The following is a 19,983-nucleotide window of genomic DNA, read 5'->3' as shown; positions in this document are numbered from 1 at the left end:
GCAAAAAAATTGACCACCCATGGGGGTAGTCAATCTCATCAGGCTTGTCGCGTAGCAGCTTGCAGGCCAGCCAATCCGGCCTCCCCCACCAGCTTGCGGCTGAGATAGCGCAGCAGCACACCGTAAAGCGGCACAAACAACCCCAGACTTATCAGCAATTTGAATACGTAATCCACGGTCGCGATCTCGACCCAGTGCTCGGCCATGAAGGGATCCGTGCTGCGCCAGAAGGCGATGCTGAAGAAGGCGATGGTATCCACCAGATTGCCGAACAGGGTGGAGGCCGCCGGTGCCACCCACCAGGCTTTCAGCAGGCGCAGGCGGTTGAACACCACCACGTCCATGAACTGGCCCACCAGATAGGCCATAAAGCTGGCTAACGCGATCCGGGCAACAAAGAGATTGAACTCGGCCAGATTGCCCACCCCCTGGAAGCTCCCTTCGAAAAAGAGCACCGAGAGCACGTAGGACACGGTCAATGCCGGCAGCATCACGGTCTGGATGATCTTGCGCGCCAGGCCTGCGCCGAAGATCCGCACCGTCAGATCGGTGGCCAGGAAAATGAACGGGAAGCTGAAGGCACCCCAGGTGGTGTGGAAGCCAAAGATGGTGATCGGCAGCTGCACCAAGTAGTTGCTGCTGGCAATGATCAGGATGTGGAACAACGAGAGACGCATCAGTGCCGTCTGGTACTGAGCCGGAGTCAGGTTCATATTGTGACCTTTTTGGTTAATGGGGTTAGGGAACCCATATCGCCACCATGGCGATAATCAAGGGGCGAGATTATACGCCCCAAAATTGATAGTTCAATCTTTATGTGGTTATCTCAAGGGATTGACTCGCATCGCACGCCAAGCTCACTCCCGGGACTGCCGAGCCAGCCAGAGCAGCGCCTCCGCGTCGTCCGGCTGCACCGCCGCCAGCCAGCAGCCGCTGTAATGCTCGTACTCGAGCCGAAAGCGGCTGCCTTCAAACTCCAGCAGCCAGCTGTGGCGATCCGCCCCCCACTCCCGCTCGAGGGCCGCCAGCTCCCACTCCTGCAACAGGGCCTCGGCCAGAGTCGGGAAGCTGTCCCAGTCAAGGCCCGGGCAGGTCAGCATCACCACCCCGGCTTCCCTGTCTGTCTGCGTGATACGCCAGTTCATCTGTGGTTCCTCAACTGCTGCACGAGAGCTCGCCCCCGCAATACCAGCCCGGATGCGGAGTGGCGAGATCCTCGTATGCCGGTTGCTCATCATAGGGATGCTGCAGGGCCGCAAACAGCCGCTCGAACGGCGCCATGTCGCCCTGCTCTGCCGCCTCGATCACCTGCTGGGCCAGCGCGTTGCGCAGCACATACTTGGGATTGACTGCATCCATCTGCCCCTTGCGCACGCCATCCTCGCTCCCTTCCCGGGCGAGGCGTGCCCGATAGACCTCAAGCCACCCCTGCCAGACGGCAGGATCCGGCAACAGGGCCAGCAGGCTGGCGGGCCACGCTCCCTCTCGCGTCACCTCACCGAGACGTCGCAGGAAGAGGTGGTAATCCACCTTGTGCGCCGCCAGCAGCCGGAACAACTCGCGGAACAGCGCCGGATCCTCCTCTTCCCACACCGCCAGCCCCAGCTTGGCGCGCATCAGCTCGGAGTAGTGCAACATCAGCTGGTGCTCGTACTGGGCCAGGGCCGACGCGAGCGCGTCGCCATCCACATGGCCGGCCAGCGCCTGTGCCAGCTTCTGCAGGTTCCAGTATCCGACCGCAGGCTGCTGATCCAGCGCATAGCGACCATCCGGATCCGAGTGGTTGCAGACGAAGTCCGGCACATAAGCGTCGATGAAACCGTAGGGGCCGTAATCCAGGGTCAGCCCGAGCAGGGACATGTTGTCGGTGTTCATCACCCCGTGACAGAACCCCGCCGCCTGCCACTTGGCGATGAGCCGCGCGGTGCGGCGCACTACTTCGGCAAACAGCTCGGCGCCATCGGCCAGCTCGGGGAAGTGGTAACGCCGCACATAGTCGATGAGGGCCGGGATCTTCTCCCCCTGCCCGCTCCAGGCGAAATACTCGAAATGACCGAAGCGCAGATGGCTCGGCGCGGTGCGCAGCACGGTCGCCCCGCTCTCCACCTGCTCCCGGTAGACAGGCTCGTCACTGCCCAGCAGCACCAGAGCCCGGGTGGTGGGAATGCCGAGGGCATGCAGCGCCTCGGAAGCCAGGTACTCGCGAATGCTGGATCGCAGCACGGCACGGCCGTCGCCGAAGCGGGAGAATGGCGTCTTGCCCGCCCCTTTGAGGTGCAGGTCCCAGCGGCTGCCATCAGGCGCCAGCTGCTCCCCCAGCAGCAGGGCGCGGCCATCCCCGAGACGCGGGCTGTAGCCGCCGAACTGGTGGCCCGCATAGACCTGAGCCACCGGCTGCATGCCCGGCAGGGGCTGCCCCTGGCCGCAACAAGCGAGCCACTGCGCCTCGCTCACCTCCCCGAGCCCCAGCTCCCCAAGCAGCGCACGGTTCAGATGCAGCAATCTGGGGCCATGCAGCGGCTGCGGGGCAACAGGCTCGCAAGCCCAGGGGAGTTCGGTGGCAAAAGTGTTGATCAACTTCATGGTGATGGGGGTTGTCCCTGCGTATGCTCGTGTCACTCTTTATACCGCCGTCGGCTCGTCGAGGCTAACAGGCGATCACGATTATTCATTTCAAGGAGAAGACGATGCAAAAGTGGGTCTATACCCTGCCCCTGCTGGCGCTTGCCTGGGGCCATCAGGCCAAGGCGGCCGACATAGACGCAGGCAAGGCCAAATCCGTGGTCTGTGCCGCCTGTCATGGCGCGGATGGCAAGGCGAGCGTCCCGACCTACCCCCACCTCGCGGGCCAGAACCAGGCCTATTTGCTCAAGCAGATGAAAGCGTTCAAGGAGGGTTCCCGTACCGAGCCGCTGATGGTTCCCTTCATGGCGATGCTGACCGAGGCGGACATGGAGAATCTGGCGGCCTATTACGCCAACCTCAAATAATGCATGGCGCCGATCAACGGGCGCCTTTTCACTGTGTGTTGTGCCAGCCTACCGGCCTGGGCCTGCTGCGGTCGATGACAAGGTCTACCAGGGCCGACCCTACCGGCGGCAGTAGTCGATGATCAGGTCCATAAAGGCCTCACCGAAGCGCTCCAGCTTGCGGTGACCGACACCGTTGACCGCCAGCATTTCCTCCTCGGTCATCGGCATGAGCTGTGCCATCTCCACCAGGGTGGCGTCGTTGAACACCACATAGGGCGGCACCTCTTCATCCTCGGCGATCTGCTTGCGCAGGGCGCGCAGCTCCTTGAACAGCCGCTTGTCATAGTTGGCGTTGTCGAGCAGGCCGTTGCGCTTCTCCTTGCGACTGGAGATGGGCTGCAGGCGGGGGACTGCCAGTTCAAGCTTCATCTCGCCACGCAGCACGGGTCGAGCCGCTTCGGTCAGCTGCAACACCAGATTGCGGGTGATGTTCTGGGTCAGCAACCCCTTGTGGATCAGCTGGCGGATGACGCTCATCCAGTATTCGTGGCTCTGATCCTTGCCGATGCCGTAGGTCGACAGCTTGTCGTGACCGTGATCCTTGATGCGCTGGTTCAGCGATCCGCGCAGCACCTCCACCACATAACCCACCCCGAAATTCTGTCCCACCCGCCAGACGCAGGAGAGCGCCTTCTGGGCATCTTCGGTGCCGTCATAACTCTGGGGCGGATCGAGGCAGATGTCGCAGTTGCCGCACGGCTTGTCGTTGTACTCGCCGAAGTAGTTGAGCAGCACCTGACGGCGGCAAGTCTGCGCCTCGGCGAAGGCCGCCATCACGTTGAGCTTGTACTGCTCCACCTGCAACTGCTGTGGGTTTTCGATGTTGTCGAGCAGCCGGCGAACCCGACCGATGTCGGCGGGATCGTAGAGCAGCAGCGCCTCGGCCGGGGTGCCGTCGCGCCCGGCACGGCCGGTTTCCTGATAGTAGGATTCGATGTTCTTCGGAATGTCGTAGTGCACCACGAAGCGCACGTTGGGCTTGTCGATGCCCATGCCGAACGCCACCGTCGCCACCACGATCTCGATGTCATCCTTGAGGAAGGCCTCCTGGGTCTGCTGACGCAGCTCCAGCGGCAGACCGGCATGATAGGGTGCCGCCTTGCAGCCGTGACGGGATAGCCGCTCGGCCACCTCCTCCACCCGATTGCGGCTGGAGCAGTAGACGATGCCGCAGTTGCCCTTCTGGCTCTGCACGTAGCGCAGCAGCTGCTCCGCCGCCTTGAACTTTTCCACCAGGCTGTAGCGGATATTGGGCCGATCGAAGCTGGCGGTGTGGATGAAGGGATCGTTCAGTTCCAGCCGGTGCAGCATGTCGCAGCGGGTCGCCTCGTCGGCGGTGGCGGTGAGCGCTACCACCGGCACCTGGGGGAACCACTGCTTGAGCCGTCCCAGCGCCGCGTATTCCGGCCGAAAATCGTGCCCCCACTGGGAGACGCAGTGGGCCTCGTCGATGGCGAACAGGCCGAGGGGCAGCTCCGCCAACCGGTCCATGAACTCGTGCTGCAGCAAACGCTCGGGGGAAACATAAACCAGCTTGATCTCGCCCCGGCGCATGGCGGCGAAGTTCTGGATCATCTCTTCCCGGCTCAGTGCCGAGTTGATGTAGACCGCCGCCACGCCGTTGGCGCGCAGGGTGTCGACCTGATCCTTCATCAGCGAGATGAGGGGGGAGACCACCACACCGAGCCCGGGTCGCAGCAGCGCCGGGATCTGGTAGCAAAGCGACTTGCCGCCGCCGGTGGGTTTGAGCACCAGGGCATCGCGCCCCGCCACTATCTGCTCGATGATCTCGAGCTGGCCCGGCCGAAACTGCTGATAGCCAAACACCGCCTGCAACAGGGCAAGGGGATTCTCTGGCTGAGGGTCAGGCAGGGTTTCGGCAATGACGGTCATGGGCTCTCCTTTGGGGTCGCCATTCTAAAGCAGCCGCCGCCCACAATAAACCTGCCATTGCGAGTGTTAAGGAAGTGTTGCAGACTGGCTGGAGTTTTTACTCGGCTTTGATGAAAGGGCGGACTGAAGGAATGAAACAGATGCTCAAGAAGATGGCGCTCAGTGGCATAGCCAACCTGTTCGCCGAGAGGATGCCCTTCAACAAGCTGATCGGCATGCAAGTCACCCACTACGACTTCGACAAGGTGGAGTTGCGCATCAAGATGGAACAGAAGCTCATCGGCAACCCTTTCCACAACATACTGCACGGCGGCGTCACCGCCAGCCTGCTCGATGTGGCGGGCGGCATGATAGTCGCCGCCTCCTGCATCGACGAGCTGGAGGACTTCTCCCCCAGCTATCTCAAGGAGCGCTTCTCGCGGCTTGGCACCATCGATCTGCGGGTGGACTATCTTCGTCCCGGTCGCGGCAACGAGTTCATCGCCACCGCCCACATCATCCGGGCAGGCAGCAAGGTAGCGGTCGCCCGCATGGAGCTGCACAACGAAGAGGGCACCCACATCGCCTTCGGCACGGGCACCTACCTCGTCGGCTAATGGTTTTTATTGCATAAAAAGTGCGCGTCTAAGCTGATTTTAATCATTAGAATTCTTACCCCCTCCTCCGCTCAGGGTCCATACTGAAAGTCGGGATTCTGTGCAGAGGGAGGATTGCAGACGATGAGCGCGATACTGGCTACCCAACCATCCAGAGCCTTGCTGACACGACTTGAGGCCATGCGCGAAGAAGTGCAGACCCCAGAGTGCCGTCACTGGTTGGAACAGGAGCTGGAGGGGTATTCTCTCTGTTCACCCCTGCCCTGGTATCGCATCATTGCCTGTCGGCAACGCGGTCACTTCCTGAATCTGAAGACGGGGAAATATCTGACTTGCCATATCGGCAGCCAAACGCTAAGCCAACGCGACCTGGCCCAAGTTCAGTTCATCTATGCCCGTGAACCCGCCGCCCACTATTTACTGCGTCACGATTCCCATATCGAGCCCTGGCCGGAATCGCTGCTGGAAGCGTATCGAGAGCAGCTGATCCCTGGTCATCTCTGCCTGCAAGCCTGGCATGAGCCCGTGTCTTCGCTGCGTTTACAACTGATGGAGGGAATAGCACATTTCATTAGTGAGTACCCCAAGCATGCGGCCCTGCAAACCCAACACGGTTTCAAGGCATTGCGGCATCAACACTGGCATATCTGAATGAGCGCCTGGGGCGCAAGGAGGGCACCATCGACAAGACCCATAACGAGATTGTCACAATCTAGAGTGCCGGAGTCAGGATCAGACTCCACCAGTGGGGCCACCGAGCGGTGGCCCTTTTAGTTGGGCAGATGAGGGAGATCGGAGCAGTAGAAGCAATCGACAATGGAAATGTCAGCTTTGCTTCAACAAACCAAATGCGAAAAGGCCGCTCATTGAGCGGCCTTTTCAAATGTGGTCGGTGTGAGAGGATTCGAACCTCCGACCCCTTCGTCCCGAACGAAGTGCGCTACCAAGCTGCGCTACACACCGATGTCTGCGGGGCGAGAATTTACCGAAAGCCCCGACCCGACACAAGCCTTTTTTTGCATTCACTCTAAAAAAATGGCTTTACGCTCAATAATTCAGCGAGTCGCAGCAAAAATCGCCACAAGGTATCTTTCCGCCTGCCTTCAGTCCTGTCGAGGCAACCTGAACTCGGTCGGCCCCAGCAAACGCCGGCTCCAATCCGCCACCACACCATGTTCAAGCCAATGGGCCGCATGCTGGCGCCAGTTGGGAGAGAGCGCCGGGTTCTCCAGCAGCAGTTGCAGGTCTTCCTCGTTGCGAGCCTGGTTGAACAGGATGTCGGCGGTGCGCTTCACCGTCAGCTCAGGGTAGGGTCTGTCCACCAGTGTCAGCTCCCCCTGCGGATCCACCCTTCCCTCTTCCAGCACCCGCAGCAGCCAGCCACAGCGACCACTCAGCTGCATCACCTGGGAGAGCTGGCCATAGCCAAAGCGCTGGTTGAGCTTGAAACAGGGGGATCTGGGCTGGCTTATCTGGATCAGCGCCTCCCCAAGTCGATAGACATCGCCGATGCAGGCCTGCGCCTCCGTCAGCCCCGAACCAGAGAGATTCTCGCCAAAGGCGGCAGGCTGCCAGGGTGTGCGTGGTACAGGCAGCCCCAGCGCGGTTTGCCAGGTTTTCCACCAGGCGTAGTGCTCCGCAGGGTAATGGTGCAGGGCCCGATCCGGGCCGCCATGATGGCGTCTGTCGCTCTGCTCATCCCCGCGAAGGCCGAGGAAATCGCACCACAGAGGGGCGTCGGCAGGCTGCTTGTGGATGGCACTGATGAGGCCGGGGGCCTGCTCTGGGTTCAGTTCGGCGCTCTGGCCGATGAAGAGGGAGATCCGCATTCCATTCTCCTGACGGATGGGGGAATGCGGATCTTATCACGGGGCAGGTCAGGCAACTGCCTGCATCTGGGTGGTCATGGCGATTTCGGCACGGCGGCGTTTCTCCGCCCGGGCCATCAGATACCAGCTACCGAAGGTGAACAGGGATACCGACAGCAGGATCAGGCTCGCGATGGCGTTGATCTCGGGCTTCACGCCGAGGCGCACCGCCGAGAACACTTCCATCGGCAAGGTGGTCGAACCCGGGCCGGAGACGAAGCTCGCCAGCACCAGATCATCCAGCGACAGGGCGAACGACATCATGCCACCCGCCGCCAGCGACGGGGCTATCATCGGGATGGTGATCAGGAAGAACACCTTCCAGGGCTTGGCACCCAGGTCCATGGCCGCCTCCTCGATGGAGAGATCCAGCTCCCGCAGCCGCGCCGACACCACGATCGCCACATAGGCGGTACAGAAGGTGGTATGTGCTATCCAGATGGTCAGCATGCCCCGCTCCGCGGGCCAACCCACCAGCTGGGCCATGGCCACGAACAGCAGCAGCAGGGAGAGACCGGTGATCACCTCAGGCATCACCAGCGGCGCCGTCACCATGCCGCCGAACAGGGTCCGGCCACGGAAGTGAGGGATCCGGGTCAGCACGAAGGCCGCCACCGTCCCTAGCGCCACCGCCGCGATGGCGGTGTAGAAGGCGATCTCCAGGGAGCGGAACACGGACCCGATCAACTGTTTGTTGTCGAGCAGGCCGAAGTACCACTTGAGCGACCAGCCCCCCCACACCGTCACCAGCTTGGAGGCGTTGAAGGAGTAGATGACCATGATGATCATGGGCAGGTAGATGAACAGCAGCCCCAGCCACAGCATCAGCTTGGCAAAACCGAAACGTCTCATGCCTTGCCCTCCAGCTCTTTGGCCTGGTTGCGGTTGAACAGGATGATGGGAATGATCAGCACCGCCAGCATCACCACCGCCAGGGCGGAGGCCACCGGCCAGTCACGGTTGTTGAAGAACTCCTGCCACAACACCTTGCCGATCATCAGGGTCTCCGGACCACCCAGCATCTCGGGGATGACGAACTCGCCCACCACCGGGATGAAGACCAGCATGCAACCGGCGATGATGCCGTTCTTGGAGAGTGGCACCGTGATCTGCCAGAACCGGGTCAGGTTGCGGGCACCCAGGTCGGAGGCCGCCTCCAGCAGGCTCTGGTCGTGCTTGACCAGGTTGGCGTAGAGCGGCAGCACCATGAACGGCAGGTAGGAGTAAACGATGCCGATATAGACCGCCAGGTTGGTATTGAGGATCTGCAGCGGTTCGTCGATCACCCCGATGCCCAGCAGGACACTGTTGAGCAGGCCGTTGTTGCTGAGGATCCCCATCCAGGCGTAGACCCGGATCAGGATCGCCGTCCAGGTCGGCATCATGATGAGCAGCAGCAGAACGGTCTGGGTCTCCTTGTTGGCCCGCGAAATGGCGTAAGCCATGGGATAACCGATCAACAGGCAGAGCAGGGTGCTGACCAGGGCTATCTTGAGGGACCCCAGATAAGCCGCGATGTAGAGCTCATCCTCCTGCAGCAGCAGGTAGTTGCCCAGGTTGAGCAGTATGGTGAGCTGATTGTCTGCCCAGCTCACCACGTCCGTGTAGGGCGGGATGGCCACGTCCGCTTCGGCGAAGCTGATCTTCACGACGATGATGAAGGGCAGCAGGAAGAAGAGGAACAGCCAGAAGAAGGGGATGCCGATGACCAGCTGCCGCCCTCCCACCTGTTTGAGTCGTCTCAATGCCTTCATGATTGCAGCACCACGCCGCTGTCATCTTCCCAGTAGAGGAACACCTGGTCATCCCAGGTCGGCCGTTTGCCGTGGCGTTCGGCATTGGCGATGAAAGCCTGAACGATTTTGCCCGAGGGCAACTGGATGTGATACACGGAATGGCCGCCCAGATAGGCGATGTCATAAACCTCGCCCTTGGTCCAGTTGAAGTCCGGATGCTCGATCTCTTCCGGCTTTTGCAGGCTCATCAGCAGTTTTTCCGGACGCAGGGCATAGGTGACCTTCTTGTTCTCCGCCCGAGAGCTGATGCCGTGACCCACATAGATGGGCTGCTCCAGATCCGCACAGGCGATGATGGCGTGGTCCTGCTCATCCTCCACCAGCAGGCCGTCAAACAGGTTGACGTTGCCGATGAACTCGCACACCAGCCGGCTGGCCGGGGTCTCGTAGATGTCCATCGGGCTGCCGATCTGCTCGATGCAACCGAGGTGCATGATGGCGATCCGCTCGGCCATGGTCATGGCTTCTTCCTGATCGTGGGTCACCATGACGCAGGTCACGCCGACCCGCTCGATGATCTCGACCAGCTCGAGCTGCATGGTGGAGCGCAGCTTCTTGTCCAGCGCCCCCATGGGCTCGTCCAGCAGCAGCAGCTTGGGACGCTTGGCCAGGGAACGAGCCAGGGCCACCCGCTGACGCTGACCACCGGAGAGCTGGTGCGGCTTGCGGCGGGCGTACTGGGTCATCTGCACCAGCTTGAGCATCTCTTCCACCCGGGCATCAATCTCCGCCTTGGGCAGGCCATCCTGCTTGAGGCCGAAGGCGATGTTCTGGGCCACCGTCATGTGGGGGAACAGGGCGTAGGACTGGAACATCATGTTGATGGGGCGTTCATAGGGCGGCATGTCGGTAATGTCGACGCCGTCGAGGAACAGCCGTCCTTCCGTGGGTCGCTCGAACCCGGCCAGCATCCGCAACAAGGTGGACTTGCCGGAGCCGGACCCACCCAGCAGGGCGAAGATCTCGCCCTTGTGGATGTTGAGAGACACGTTGTCGACCGCCAGCGTTTCGTCGAACTGCTTGCTTACCCTGTCTATTTTGACCAGCACTTCTTTACGCTGCTGGCTGCCCTCGAGGGCTTTCTTGTAGGCACTGGAGGCTATCGCCATTACCAAACTCCCAAAGGTGATTCCGGCCTGGGCCGATCCATCAATACAATCTGGCGCCCCGGGATGGGCGCCAAGGTTAGGTTCCGGATTTGATCTTGGTCCAACTCCGGGTGATCAGGCGCTGCACCGAGCGGGGATGTGCTTCCTGCACATACAGACGCTCAAGCACCGCCTGGGGGGGATAGACTGACTCGTCCTCGCGCACGGCCTTGTCCATGAACTCTCCCGCCTTGATGTTCGGGTTCGCGTAACCCACATAGTCGCTCACCTTGGCGATGACCTGCGGTTCGAGAATGTAGTTGATCAGGGCGTGAGCCTCTTTCACGTTGGTGGCATCGGTCGGGATCGCCATCATGTCGAACCAGAGATTGCCACCCTCCTTGGGGATGCTGTAGGCAATCTTGATCCCCTTGCCCGCCTCCTCGGCCCGGGACGCCGCCTGCAGGATGTCGCCGGAGAAACCCGCCGCCACGCAGATGTTGCCGTTGGCGAGGTCACCGATGTACTTGGAGGAGTGGAAGTAGGCCACATAGGGGCGCACCTTGAGCAGTTGCTCTTCGGCCCGCTTGATGTCCGCCGGCTCATGGCTGTTGGGGTTGAGCCCCAGGTAGTTGAGGGCAGCCGGCTCATGGCTGTTGGGGTTGAGCCCCAGGTAGTTGAGGGCAGCCGGGATCATCTCGTCCGCCGAATCGAGGAAGGCCACGCCGCAATGGGAGAGCTTCTTCATGTTTTCCGGCTCGAAGATGGTCGCCCAGGAGTCAATCTTGTCGACACCCAGTACTTCCTTGATCTTGTCGACGTTGTAACCGATGCCGTTGGTGCCCCAGAGGTAGGGCACGGCGTACTGATGGCCCGGATCCACCTTCTCGAGCTGTTTGAGCAGCATGGGGTCCAGGTTGCTCAGGTTTGGCAGCAGGGTGAGGTCCAGCTTCTGGAAGGCCCCCGCCTTGATCTGCTTGGCCAGGAAATTGTTGGAGGGCACGACCAGATCGTAGCCGGTGCGTCCGGTCAGCAGCTTGCCTTCCAGCGTCTCGTTGGAGTCAAACACGTCGTAGACGGTCTTGATCCCGGTCTTCTGCTGAAAGTCACTGAGGGTGGTCTCGCCGATATAATCGGACCAGTTGTAAAAATGAACCACAGGGGCTGCCTGGGTCAGATTTGCAAACCCCAGGGTCAGGGCCAGCGTTGCCATCTTGGTCATGTGCACTTATCAGTCCTCATTTGTGTGATTTTGCCAGTCGCGCATCCATACGCGCCGTCCAACCTGTCGGGTGGTCACCACCCTCCCGGCCGAACTGCGGACCGGGAGGGGTACTCGTCACTCTTACTTGCCTGACTTGATCTTGGTCCAGCTGCGGGTCATCAGACGCTGCACCTTGGCCGGCAGATCCGGGAAGGTGTAGATCTTCTTGAGGGTATCCGGCGTCGGGTAGATACCCGGGTCGGTACGGATCGCCTCGTCCACCAGCGGCGTGGCCGCCTTGTTGCCGTTCGGGAACTGCACCACGTTGGTGATGTTCGCGATCACGTCCGGCTTCATCAGGTAATTGATGAAGGTGTGGGCCGCCTCGACGTTCTTGGCATCCGCCGGGATGGCGATCATGTCGAAGAAGCTGCCTGCCCCCTCTTTCGGAATGGTGTAAGTCAGGCTGACACCGTTCTTGGCCTCGGCGGCACGCGCCTTGGACTGCTGCAGGTCACCGGAGTAACCCACTGCCACGCACAGGTTGCCATTGGCCAGATCCGAAATGTACTTGGAAGAGTGGAAATAGGCGGTATAGGGACGGATGGAGAGGAACAGCTCCTCTGCCTTCTTCAGTTCATCCGGCTTCTGGCTGTCCGGCTTGAAGCCCAGGTATTGCAGGGCGGCCGGCAGCATTTCGGTCGGCGAGTCGAGGAAGGAGACACCGCACTCCTTCAGCTTGGCCATGTTCTCCGGCTTGAACACCAGATCCCAGGAGTCCACCGGAGCATCGGCCCCCAGCACGGCCTTCACCTTCTCGGCGTTGTAGGCATAGCCGATGGTGCCCCACAGGTAAGGGATGGAGTATTGGTTGCCCGGATCGCTCGGTTCGAGCGCCTTGAGCAGGTCGACGTCCAGGTTCTGCCAGTTGGAGAGTTTGGACTTGTCCAGCTTCTGGAAGACACCTGCCTTGATCTGCTTGGCCAGGAAGGGGTTGGACGGTACGACGATGTCATAGCCCGACTTGCCAGCCAGCAACTTGGCTTCCGGCACTTCATTGCTGTCGAACACGTCGTAGACCACCTTGATGCCCGTCTCCTTCTGGAAGTTTTCCAGCGTATCCGGCGCGATATAGTCGCTCCAGTTGTAGACGTGCAGCACCTTCTCGTCGGCCATCGCCCCGGTACTCATCATGACCAGCGCCACGGAAGCAGCCATCATTCCCTTTTTAAAAGACATAGTCCTTGTCTCCTAAGCAAATTGTATGCGTAAGCCAACCTGCCCGGTTCCCGCCTATTCCCGCAGCTTTGCAGCCGTCAGGTCCAGACTGAGCCTGGCCAGTTTGACCAATTCATCCACCTGTTCCTCGGTGATCACCAAGGGGGGCGATATGATCATGGTATCGCCGACAGCCCTCATCACCAAGCCATTGTTAAAACAGAACTCCCGACAGGTCATCCCGGCATGGAGCTCGGCCGGGAAGCGACGTTTCGTCTGCTTGTCCTGCACTATTTCCAGCGCGGCGACCAGGCCTTTTCCACGGGTTTCCCCCACCAGCGGATGGTCCGCCAGCTCAGCCCAGCGGCGCTGCAAATAGGGGCCGATACTATCATGAACTCGCTTAACTATGCTCTCCCTTTGCATAAGCTGGATGTTGGCAATGGCCACGGCGCAGGCGACCGGATGACCGGAATAGGTGAAGCCATGGTTGAACTCCCCCCCCTCTTCCACCAGCACCCTGGCTACCCTGTCCCCCACCATCACGGCGCCCATCGGCAGATAGCCCGAGGTGATGCCCTTGGCCAGGCACATGAGGTCCGGTTTGATGCCAAAACCTTCACTGGCAAACCAGTGGCCGGTGCGGCCAAAGCCGCAGATCACCTCGTCGGCGATGAGCAGGATGCCGTACTGGTCGCAGATGCGCTGGATCTCGGGCCAGTAGCTATCGGGGGGAATGATGACCCCCCCCGCCCCCTGGATAGGCTCGCCGATGAAGGCGGCTACCTTGTCCACCCCCAGTGCCAGGATCTTCTCTTCCAGCTGGCGGGCCCGGGCCAGACCGAACTCGTGGGCGCTCATGCCCTCTCCCTCACCGAAGTGATAGGGCTGGTCGATGTGGACTATGCCCGGAATGGGCAAGCCGCCCTGGGCGTGCATCCCCTTCATGCCCCCCAGACTGGCCCCCGCCACGGTGGAGCCGTGATAGGCATTGTGGCGGCTGATGATCACCTGCTTGTCAGGTTGTCCCTTGCTGGCCCAGTAGTGGCGCACCATGCGCAGCACGGTGTCGTTGCACTCGGAACCCGAGCCGGTGAAGAAGACGTGGTTGAGGTGGGAAGGGGTGATCTCGGCCAGCAGGGTGGCCAGCTCGGCAGCAGGGGGGTGGCTGGTCTGGAAGAAGAGGTTGTAGTAGGGCAGTTGCTGCATCTGGCGAGTGGCGGCATCCACCAGCTCCTGACGGCCGTAGCCCATGTTGACGCACCACAGACCCGCCATCCCGTCCAGAATGCGCTTGCCTTCGGAGTCTTCCAGATAGACGCCTTCGGCCTTGGTGATGATGCGACTGCCCTTCTTGTTCAGGGCCTGAAAATCGGTAAACGGATGCAGATGATGGCTGGCTTCCAGTTGCTGCCACTCACGGGTGGTGTGCTGCATTGCTTGCTCCTCGGTTCCTTCGATTCGGCGAATCTTGTCGCCATTCATGAGGGCGCGGGTGGCCTGCCCGGTCACTGCCATTCACGGGGCTGGCGCTCTCTTGCCTGCTCGATGCCTTTCCATGGGGCGAACATCGTCGCCAGTTGATTGCAGGTGACGCCCCTCTCCATTGCGGGAGCGGGCCTCACCTATACTCGGTGCCTTCCGGGTCGCGGGCGCCGCCGCGAGGCGGGCCTTCGGCCCCTTGCTTGCGATATGACGGGGAGAGGCCTCGCCTCCCCCGGGGACAGATCAGACGTTCAGCAGCAGGAATTCCCGTTCCCAGCGGCTGATCACGCCGAAATAGGTCTCGTACTCCTTGCGCTTGACGGCCACGAAGGCGCGGATGAAGCGCTCCCCCAGCATGTCCTTGATGGGTTCACACTGCTCCAGGTGGCTCAGCGATTCCTCCAGCGAGCGGGGCAGGCTGTAGGGCAGGTCATAGGCACTCGCCTTCATCTCCTGCATGGGTTCGAGCTTCTCCAGCATGCCGAGGTAGCCGCAGGCCAGGGTGGCGGCCAGAGCCAGATACGGATTGGCATCGGCCCCGGCGAAGCGGTTCTCGACCCGGCGTGCACTCGGTTCGGAGAAGGGGACCCGCAGGCCGCAGGTGCGGTTTTCCACCCCCCACTGCACGTTGCGCGGCGCACTCTCGCCAAAGGTGAGGCGGCGGTAGGAGTTGACGTTCGGCGCCAGCAGGGCGGTCACTGCCGGGGTGTATTTCTGCAGGCCGGCGATGAAATGCATGAACAGATCGGAGTTGCCCCCTTCGCTGGTACCAAACAGGTTGTTGCCATCCATGTCTTCCAGGCTCTGGTGGATGTGCATGGCGGAACCCGGTTCGTTGCTCATGGGCTTGGCCATGAAGGTGGCATAGATGCCGTGGCGATGGGCGGCCTCGCGCATGGTGCGCTTGAACAGAAACACCTGGTCGGCGAGATCGATGGCATCCCCGTGCAGGAAGTTGATCTCCATCTGGGCGGCACCGGATTCGTGGATCAGGGTGTCCACCTCCAGCTCCTGGGCCTCGCAGTAGTCGTACATGTCCTCGAAGATGGGGTCGAATTCGTTCACCGCATCGATGCTGAACGACTGGCGGGCCGTTTCCGGGCGGCCGTTGCGGCCCACCGGCGGCACCAACGGATAGTCGGGATCTTCGTTGCGGGTCACCAGGTAGAACTCCAGCTCCGGCGCCACCACCGGCTTCCAGCCCTGCTTCTCGTAGAATGACAGAACCCGGCGCAGCACGGAGCGGGGAGCGATGTCGATGAGCTTGCCGTTGACGTCAAAGCAGTCGTGGATCACCTGGGCGGTGGGCTCCAGCGCCCAGGGTACGAAACGAATGGTGTTGGGATCGGGATAGAGCTGCATGTCCCGCTCCAGCGGGTCTATCATGCTGTCGTCATCCGGGTACTCGCCGGTCACCGTCTGGGTGAAGATGACCTCGGGCAGCCGCATGCCCCCCTCGCGCAGAAACTTGTTGGCTGGAATGATCTTGCCTCGGGCATTGCCGGTGAAATCCGGAAACAGGCACTCCACTTCCGTGATGCGATTGCTCTCCATCCAGCCCTTGATACTGTCCATGTTAAACCCCGACTTTACGGTTGCCATTGTCAAGGGTGTCTAATATAAGGAACACCCTTGTTAAGAAAATGTAATCGACCACACCATAAAAGCCCGTGATAAAGGCCTTTGTCAAGCAGCGGTGTTTAAAAAACTATAAACAACGGCCTGTATAATGACCAGCGCGGCACCAAATACTAAACACTTTGTGTCACGATCAGCCCACTGCAAGCTCGATGCCAACGGCGGCGGGATCTCGTTCGATACTCAGTCAGACCCTGTCGGAGAAGGCCCATTTCTTTGCAAGGGCGCACACTCCTTATCCAATTTCCTTTGCATGTCTGCATTTTTTTGGTACAAGGCCCGCCCTGATTTGCACTCTCCTGCATGGATTTGGTGCAAAACGGGATACAAGGGCTTGGTCTGACGACAGACAGCCCCCATCAATGGGTAACATTGGGAAACTGACTGGTAGCAAACCGTATGTGTGATTTCATGACAGAAGACCAACTGACCTTCTACAAAGGCCAGATCGAGCGACAAATCCTTGAGCTCGAAGAACGTCTCAACTCCCAGGCCAGCCAGGCTATCGCCACCGATACCAACGAGATGGCGGATGAAATTGACCGTGCCAGTGTCGAGGAGGCCCGTCGCCTGGAGCTGAACCGCATCGAGCACGACAAGTTGCACCTGCGCAAGCTGAAAGGGGCGTTGAAGCGGATCAATGAAGGGGATTTTGGCTATTGCGAATCCTGTGGCGACGAGATCTCTCTCAAGCGGCTGCAGGCCCGTCCCGAGTCCCGCTTCTGTGTTGAATGCCAGAGCACCAAGGAATTCAACGACACTCACGTGTTCCGTCGCGTCGCCTGATGCGGCGAACAAGCCCGGCCTCGGTACGAGCCGGGCACAGGGCAGGCCATGCCCGAAGATGACGCGGCCGGGTGATCCCCGGCCCCTTTCACAGCAAGAGCATGACAACTTCTGTTAGACTCCGGGCAAGTCCCGGATCCTACAGGAGATCAAAGCGTGAAATGGCTCATCAGGCTGTGCTTGTGCCTGCCATTGCTGGCACAAGCACAGACGCTCACCGTCAAGGTCCCCAGCCGACCGATCAACGATCTCGACAACGAATACCAGCTCAAGCTGCTGGAACTGGCGCTCAACCACGCCGGGCAGCCCTACAAGCTGGAGCGGGTCGACCTCAATCTCAACCAGTACAGCCTCCAGCAGGCGCTTGCCAAGGGCAAGGTCATCAATGTGTTCTGGATGGGTACCTCCAGCGCGCTGGAATCCTCCCTCACCGCAGTGCCAATCCCGCTGTTTCGTGGCCTGGAAGGGCTGCGCCTCTCCTTCATCCACGCCGATGCCCAGGAGCGGTTCAACCAGATCAACACCCTGGCAGACCTCAAGAAACTGAAAGCCGCCCAGGGAGTGGGCTGGGCCGACAACAAGATCCTGGAACTAGCAGGCATTCCCACCTATGCCGGGCGCTACAGCAACCTGTTTCGCCTGATGAATGACGGTGACAAGCTGGACTTCTTCCCCCGTGGTCTGGTGGAAATCTTCGCCGAACGCAGCGAGCTGGCGGCACAATATCCCAACCTGGTGATCGATCAGCACCTGCTGATCCGCTACCCCTTCGCCGAGTTCTTCTTCGTCAGCCCGGAATCGCCGAAGCTGGCCAAGGCGATCCAGACCGGCCTCGAGCGTGCCTATGCCGACGGTAGCTTCATGGCGTTCTTTCGGGAGAACCCCAAGATCCGCGAGGCCCTGGCCAGCGCCAATCTGGAGCAGAGAGTCACCATCGCCCTGCCCAATCCCGACATGACCCCCTTGCTCAAAAGCATTCCGGCCCAATATTGGGAATATCCACCGTCTCAGGAGTAAATGGGCACGATATCCGGCGTTGAGAATATCCACCGCTGCGAGCATGAGCAGACACGGCCTCCGGTGTTGGAAATATCCACCGCTGCGAGCGTGAGCAGACACGGTATCCGGCGTTAGGAATATCCACCGCTGCGAGCGTGAACGGACACGGCCTCCGACGTTGGGAATATCCGCCGCCGGGAGCGTGATCAGCCGCGGGTCATCCCATCCGGTGGGCGCAGCCCGCCGCAGACGCACAGGAACGCGAGGTCGCCCGTCCTCAATACGCGCACCAGGGAGGTGCCATGAAACGACTGGATGACTGGTTTCGCGACTATGGCCAGAGCCATCAACACCCCGTCAATGTGGCCATCCACAAGGTGGCGGTGCCAGGCATCTACCTCTGCATCCTGGCACTGCTCTGGTGCCTGCCCGCAGGTCCCCTGCCAGCGTCCCTCAACTGGGCGGAGCTGGCGGCCATCCCGGTGCTGGTCTTCTACCTGCGGCTGTCGTTGACGATCTTTACGGGGATGACGGCCCTGACCGCCCTGGGGCTGGCCTTCTGCCACGTCTGGCAGGGGCCGCTGCTGTGGCCTGCCCTTATCGGGTTCGTGCTGTTCTGGATAGCCCAGTTCGTCGGTCACCATATCGAGGGGAAACGCCCCTCCTTTCTCACCGACCTGCAATTCCTGCTGGTAGGCCCCGCCTGGGTGCTGGCCAGCCTCTATCGTCGTTTGGGCATCCCTTTCTGAGGGAGGCCAACAGGAGAGACCATGAGACATCTTCAGACCCTTGCTCGCACCCTGCCCCTGCTGCTGGGGGCACTGATGGCCGGCCCGGTGCTGGCCGACAAGGCCGATCCCGTCGGCGAGGTGAGCACCGCCTTCAAGCTGCTCGGCCCCAACCACAAGATCCTGGTGGAGGCGTTCGACGACCCTAAAATCGCCGGTGTCGCCTGCTATCTGGCCCGCCCCAAGACCGGCGGCGTCAAGGGCGGACTCGGGCTGGCGGAAGATCCCTCCCACGCCTCCCTCTCATGCCACCAGATCGGCCCCATCACCCTGCCCGCCAAGCTGAAGGCGGGGGAAGAGGTGTTCGACGTCAGCACCTCGCTGGTGTTCAAGGAGCAGAAGGTGGTGCGTTTTTACGACGAGAAGCGCAATGCCCTTGTCTATCTGACTTACAGCACCAAGTTGGTGGATGGTTCGTACAAGAGTGCAGTGAGTGCCGTCCCCATCATGCCCTGGGGTTGAAACAGCACCACTTATCCCGTGATGACGGCCACTATTTGTTGTAATTTAACCACATCATTATCTACGGAGAGCGCACCATGAGAGTCGCCGTTTTCAGTACCAAGAGCTACGACAAGGAACATTTCCACCAGGCCAACGCCCAGTACGGTTTCGATCTGGAGTTCTTCGACGTGCGGCTGGAGGCCAAGACGGCCCGTCTCGCCCACGGCTTCCCCGTGGTCTGCCTGTTCGTCAACGATGATGCCGACCGCGAAGTGCTGACCGAGCTGGCGCAGTACGGCACCAGGGTCATCGCCCTGCGCTGCGCCGGTTACAACAACGTGGATCTGGCCGCCGCCAAGGAGCTGGGACTCAAGGTGGTGCGGGTGCCTGCCTACTCCCCCGAGGCTGTTGCCGAACATGCGGTGGGCCTGATGATGACCCTCAACCGCCGCATCCATAAGGCGTATCAGCGCACCCGGGACGCCAACTTCTCCCTGGAAGGGCTGGTGGGCTTCAACATGCATGGCCGCACCGCCGGCATCATAGGCACCGGCAAGATCGGCATCGCCACCTTGCGCATCCTCAAGGGGTTCGGCATGCGCCTGCTGGTGAGCGATCCCTATCCGAACCAGGCGGCCATCGATCTGGGCGCCGAGTACGTGGATCTCGACACCCTATTCCGTCAGTCCGATGTCATCAGCCTGCACTGCCCCCTGTTCAAGGAGAACTATCACCTGCTGAACAAGGAGGCCTTCGCCAAGATGAAGGACGGGGTGATGATCATCAACACCAGCCGGGGCGGCCTGCTCGACTCCAACGCCGCCATCGAGGCCCTCAAGACCTCCCGCATCGGCGCCCTGGGGCTGGACGTCTACGAGGAGGAGGAAGACCTCTTCTTCGAGGACAAGTCCAACGAGGTGATCACCGACGACGTCTTCCGCCGCCTGTCTGCCTGTCACAACGTGCTGTTCACCGGTCACCAGGCCTTCCTGACCCGGGAGGCACTGCACGCCATCGCCGACACCACCCTCAGCAACATCCAGGCCATCGAGAGCCAGGGCCGCTCTGACAACGAAGTGGAGTGATCCCTGAGGCGTTGTCGCCACGCCATTGATCCCGCCGCCGGGTTGTGAGACCCGGCGGCATCG

Annotated in this window: 20 protein-coding genes and 1 tRNA gene; 8 read left to right on the top strand and 13 right to left on the bottom strand. The window is 60.9% G+C overall.

The window, feature by feature from the left end:
• Window positions 1-38: 38 nt before the first annotated feature.
• From ACNPAA_RS00455 to ACNPAA_RS00445, 3 genes are all read right to left on the bottom strand, one after another.
• Entirely contained in the window at window positions 39-713 is a 675-nt protein-coding gene (locus ACNPAA_RS00455; RefSeq protein ID WP_010676046.1) for a 7-cyano-7-deazaguanine/7-aminomethyl-7-deazaguanine transporter, read from the bottom strand.
• A gap of 144 nt (window positions 714-857) precedes the next feature.
• Window positions 858-1,145 carry a DUF3630 family protein gene (locus tag ACNPAA_RS00450; protein ID WP_041211964.1) on the bottom strand — a complete coding sequence of 96 codons (288 nt, stop codon included), beginning with the start codon at window positions 1,143-1,145 and terminating at the stop codon, window positions 858-860.
• A gap of 10 nt (window positions 1,146-1,155) precedes the next feature.
• The gene (locus ACNPAA_RS00445) at window positions 1,156-2,583 is read right to left on the bottom strand and encodes a protein adenylyltransferase SelO (RefSeq protein WP_069784942.1); all 1,428 of its coding nucleotides are present in this window, start codon (window positions 2,581-2,583) and stop codon (window positions 1,156-1,158) included.
• A gap of 104 nt (window positions 2,584-2,687) precedes the next feature.
• On the opposite strand from ACNPAA_RS00445, the gene ACNPAA_RS00440 reads away from it, so the two are divergent.
• Window positions 2,688-2,990, top strand: a complete 303-nt coding sequence (locus ACNPAA_RS00440; protein WP_041211966.1) for a c-type cytochrome — start codon at window positions 2,688-2,690, stop codon at window positions 2,988-2,990.
• 99 nt (window positions 2,991-3,089) lie between these two features.
• On the opposite strand, the gene recQ is transcribed toward ACNPAA_RS00440, so the two are convergent.
• Window positions 3,090-4,925 (bottom strand): ATP-dependent DNA helicase RecQ, encoded by a 1,836-nt coding sequence (gene recQ, locus ACNPAA_RS00435; RefSeq protein ID WP_069784941.1) that lies wholly within the window; start codon window positions 4,923-4,925, stop codon window positions 3,090-3,092.
• A 131-nt stretch (window positions 4,926-5,056) separates the two neighbouring features.
• On the opposite strand from recQ, the gene ACNPAA_RS00430 reads away from it, so the two are divergent.
• The gene (locus ACNPAA_RS00430; RefSeq protein WP_069784940.1) at window positions 5,057-5,521 is read left to right on the top strand and encodes a thioesterase family protein; all 465 of its coding nucleotides are present in this window, start codon (window positions 5,057-5,059) and stop codon (window positions 5,519-5,521) included.
• Window positions 5,522-5,644: 123 nt separating this feature from the next.
• Window positions 5,645-6,172: a hypothetical protein gene (locus ACNPAA_RS00425; RefSeq protein ID WP_043153443.1), complete on the top strand. Its 528-nt coding sequence runs from the start codon at window positions 5,645-5,647 to the stop codon at window positions 6,170-6,172.
• A gap of 235 nt (window positions 6,173-6,407) precedes the next feature.
• Here the strand turns inward: ACNPAA_RS00425 and ACNPAA_RS00420 are convergent.
• The 9 genes from ACNPAA_RS00420 to ACNPAA_RS00380 all read right to left on the bottom strand — a co-directional run bounded on the left by ACNPAA_RS00420 (window position 6,408) and on the right by ACNPAA_RS00380 (window position 15,755).
• Window positions 6,408-6,484: transfer RNA gene (locus ACNPAA_RS00420), tRNA-Pro, on the bottom strand.
• A gap of 140 nt (window positions 6,485-6,624) precedes the next feature.
• The gene (locus ACNPAA_RS00415) at window positions 6,625-7,350 is read right to left on the bottom strand and encodes an MOSC domain-containing protein (RefSeq protein ID WP_109111940.1); all 726 of its coding nucleotides are present in this window, start codon (window positions 7,348-7,350) and stop codon (window positions 6,625-6,627) included.
• Between the two features lie 48 nt (window positions 7,351-7,398).
• A complete protein-coding gene (locus ACNPAA_RS00410) occupies window positions 7,399-8,241 on the bottom strand; it encodes an ABC transporter permease subunit (RefSeq protein ID WP_010676054.1) in 843 nt (280 codons plus the stop codon).
• A complete protein-coding gene (locus ACNPAA_RS00405; protein ID WP_010676055.1) occupies window positions 8,238-9,143 on the bottom strand; it encodes an ABC transporter permease subunit in 906 nt (301 codons plus the stop codon). Before ACNPAA_RS00405 ends, ACNPAA_RS00410 begins: the two co-directional genes overlap by 4 nt.
• Window positions 9,140-10,294, bottom strand: a complete 1,155-nt coding sequence (gene potA / locus ACNPAA_RS00400; RefSeq protein ID WP_010676056.1) for a polyamine ABC transporter ATP-binding protein — start codon at window positions 10,292-10,294, stop codon at window positions 9,140-9,142. The genes ACNPAA_RS00405 and potA overlap by 4 nt, the downstream gene beginning before the upstream one ends.
• Before the next feature lie 76 nt (window positions 10,295-10,370).
• Window positions 10,371-11,495 carry a polyamine ABC transporter substrate-binding protein gene (locus tag ACNPAA_RS00395; protein ID WP_417891495.1) on the bottom strand — a complete coding sequence of 375 codons (1,125 nt, stop codon included), beginning with the start codon at window positions 11,493-11,495 and terminating at the stop codon, window positions 10,371-10,373.
• Window positions 11,496-11,618: 123 nt separating this feature from the next.
• Window positions 11,619-12,716, bottom strand: a complete 1,098-nt coding sequence (locus ACNPAA_RS00390) for a polyamine ABC transporter substrate-binding protein (RefSeq protein ID WP_417891494.1) — start codon at window positions 12,714-12,716, stop codon at window positions 11,619-11,621.
• 54 nt (window positions 12,717-12,770) lie between these two features.
• Window positions 12,771-14,132: an aspartate aminotransferase family protein gene (locus ACNPAA_RS00385; RefSeq protein ID WP_052815806.1), complete on the bottom strand. Its 1,362-nt coding sequence runs from the start codon at window positions 14,130-14,132 to the stop codon at window positions 12,771-12,773.
• Between the two features lie 291 nt (window positions 14,133-14,423).
• On the bottom strand, window positions 14,424-15,755 hold the full coding sequence (locus ACNPAA_RS00380) for a glutamine synthetase family protein (protein ID WP_010676060.1): 1,332 nt from the start codon (window positions 15,753-15,755) through the stop codon (window positions 14,424-14,426).
• Between the two features lie 462 nt (window positions 15,756-16,217).
• Between ACNPAA_RS00380 and ACNPAA_RS00375 the strand changes: the two genes are divergently transcribed.
• The 5 genes from ACNPAA_RS00375 (at window position 16,218) to ACNPAA_RS00355 (ending at window position 19,920) form a co-directional block, all read left to right on the top strand.
• Window positions 16,218-16,604 carry a TraR/DksA family transcriptional regulator gene (locus ACNPAA_RS00375; protein ID WP_010676061.1) on the top strand — a complete coding sequence of 129 codons (387 nt, stop codon included), beginning with the start codon at window positions 16,218-16,220 and terminating at the stop codon, window positions 16,602-16,604.
• Between the two features lie 156 nt (window positions 16,605-16,760).
• Window positions 16,761-17,621 (top strand): hypothetical protein, encoded by an 861-nt coding sequence (locus ACNPAA_RS00370; RefSeq protein WP_010676062.1) that lies wholly within the window; start codon window positions 16,761-16,763, stop codon window positions 17,619-17,621.
• Window positions 17,622-17,905: 284 nt separating this feature from the next.
• Entirely contained in the window at window positions 17,906-18,352 is a 447-nt protein-coding gene (locus ACNPAA_RS00365; protein ID WP_043153437.1) for a DUF962 domain-containing protein, read from the top strand.
• A 21-nt stretch (window positions 18,353-18,373) separates the two neighbouring features.
• Window positions 18,374-18,853 (top strand): CreA family protein, encoded by a 480-nt coding sequence (locus tag ACNPAA_RS00360; protein ID WP_041214236.1) that lies wholly within the window; start codon window positions 18,374-18,376, stop codon window positions 18,851-18,853.
• Window positions 18,854-18,930: 77 nt separating this feature from the next.
• Window positions 18,931-19,920, top strand: a complete 990-nt coding sequence (locus tag ACNPAA_RS00355) for a 2-hydroxyacid dehydrogenase (RefSeq protein ID WP_042878605.1) — start codon at window positions 18,931-18,933, stop codon at window positions 19,918-19,920.
• Window positions 19,921-19,983: the final 63 nt, after the last annotated feature.

The sequence above is a fragment of the Aeromonas sp. PS2Canimalfood6 genome (genome assembly GCF_048276795.1).
GTDB classification, from domain to species: Bacteria; Pseudomonadota; Gammaproteobacteria; order Enterobacterales; family Aeromonadaceae; genus Aeromonas; species Aeromonas caviae.
This window is presented reverse-complemented; position numbering and strand designations above follow the sequence as displayed.

Coding starts and splice junctions, on each gene's coding strand:
- ACNPAA_RS00455 (WP_010676046.1), bottom strand. CDS start 713: ATGAACCTGACTCCGGCTCAGTACCAGACGGCACTGATGCGTCTCTCG.
- ACNPAA_RS00450 (WP_041211964.1), bottom strand. CDS start 1,145: ATGAACTGGCGTATCACGCAGACAGACAGGGAAGCCGGGGTGGTGATG.
- ACNPAA_RS00445 (WP_069784942.1), bottom strand. CDS start 2,583: ATGAAGTTGATCAACACTTTTGCCACCGAACTCCCCTGGGCTTGCGAG.
- ACNPAA_RS00440 (WP_041211966.1), top strand. CDS start 2,688: ATGCAAAAGTGGGTCTATACCCTGCCCCTGCTGGCGCTTGCCTGGGGC.
- recQ (WP_069784941.1), bottom strand. CDS start 4,925: ATGACCGTCATTGCCGAAACCCTGCCTGACCCTCAGCCAGAGAATCCC.
- ACNPAA_RS00430 (WP_069784940.1), top strand. CDS start 5,057: ATGAAACAGATGCTCAAGAAGATGGCGCTCAGTGGCATAGCCAACCTG.
- ACNPAA_RS00425 (WP_043153443.1), top strand. CDS start 5,645: ATGAGCGCGATACTGGCTACCCAACCATCCAGAGCCTTGCTGACACGA.
- ACNPAA_RS00415 (WP_109111940.1), bottom strand. CDS start 7,350: ATGCGGATCTCCCTCTTCATCGGCCAGAGCGCCGAACTGAACCCAGAG.
- ACNPAA_RS00410 (WP_010676054.1), bottom strand. CDS start 8,241: ATGAGACGTTTCGGTTTTGCCAAGCTGATGCTGTGGCTGGGGCTGCTG.
- ACNPAA_RS00405 (WP_010676055.1), bottom strand. CDS start 9,143: ATGAAGGCATTGAGACGACTCAAACAGGTGGGAGGGCGGCAGCTGGTC.
- potA (WP_010676056.1), bottom strand. CDS start 10,294: ATGGCGATAGCCTCCAGTGCCTACAAGAAAGCCCTCGAGGGCAGCCAG.
- ACNPAA_RS00395 (WP_417891495.1), bottom strand. CDS start 11,495: ATGACCAAGATGGCAACGCTGGCCCTGACCCTGGGGTTTGCAAATCTG.
- ACNPAA_RS00390 (WP_417891494.1), bottom strand. CDS start 12,716: ATGTCTTTTAAAAAGGGAATGATGGCTGCTTCCGTGGCGCTGGTCATG.
- ACNPAA_RS00385 (WP_052815806.1), bottom strand. CDS start 14,132: ATGCAGCACACCACCCGTGAGTGGCAGCAACTGGAAGCCAGCCATCAT.
- ACNPAA_RS00380 (WP_010676060.1), bottom strand. CDS start 15,755: ATGGACAGTATCAAGGGCTGGATGGAGAGCAATCGCATCACGGAAGTG.
- ACNPAA_RS00375 (WP_010676061.1), top strand. CDS start 16,218: ATGTGTGATTTCATGACAGAAGACCAACTGACCTTCTACAAAGGCCAG.
- ACNPAA_RS00365 (WP_043153437.1), top strand. CDS start 17,906: ATGAAACGACTGGATGACTGGTTTCGCGACTATGGCCAGAGCCATCAA.
- ACNPAA_RS00360 (WP_041214236.1), top strand. CDS start 18,374: ATGAGACATCTTCAGACCCTTGCTCGCACCCTGCCCCTGCTGCTGGGG.
- ACNPAA_RS00355 (WP_042878605.1), top strand. CDS start 18,931: ATGAGAGTCGCCGTTTTCAGTACCAAGAGCTACGACAAGGAACATTTC.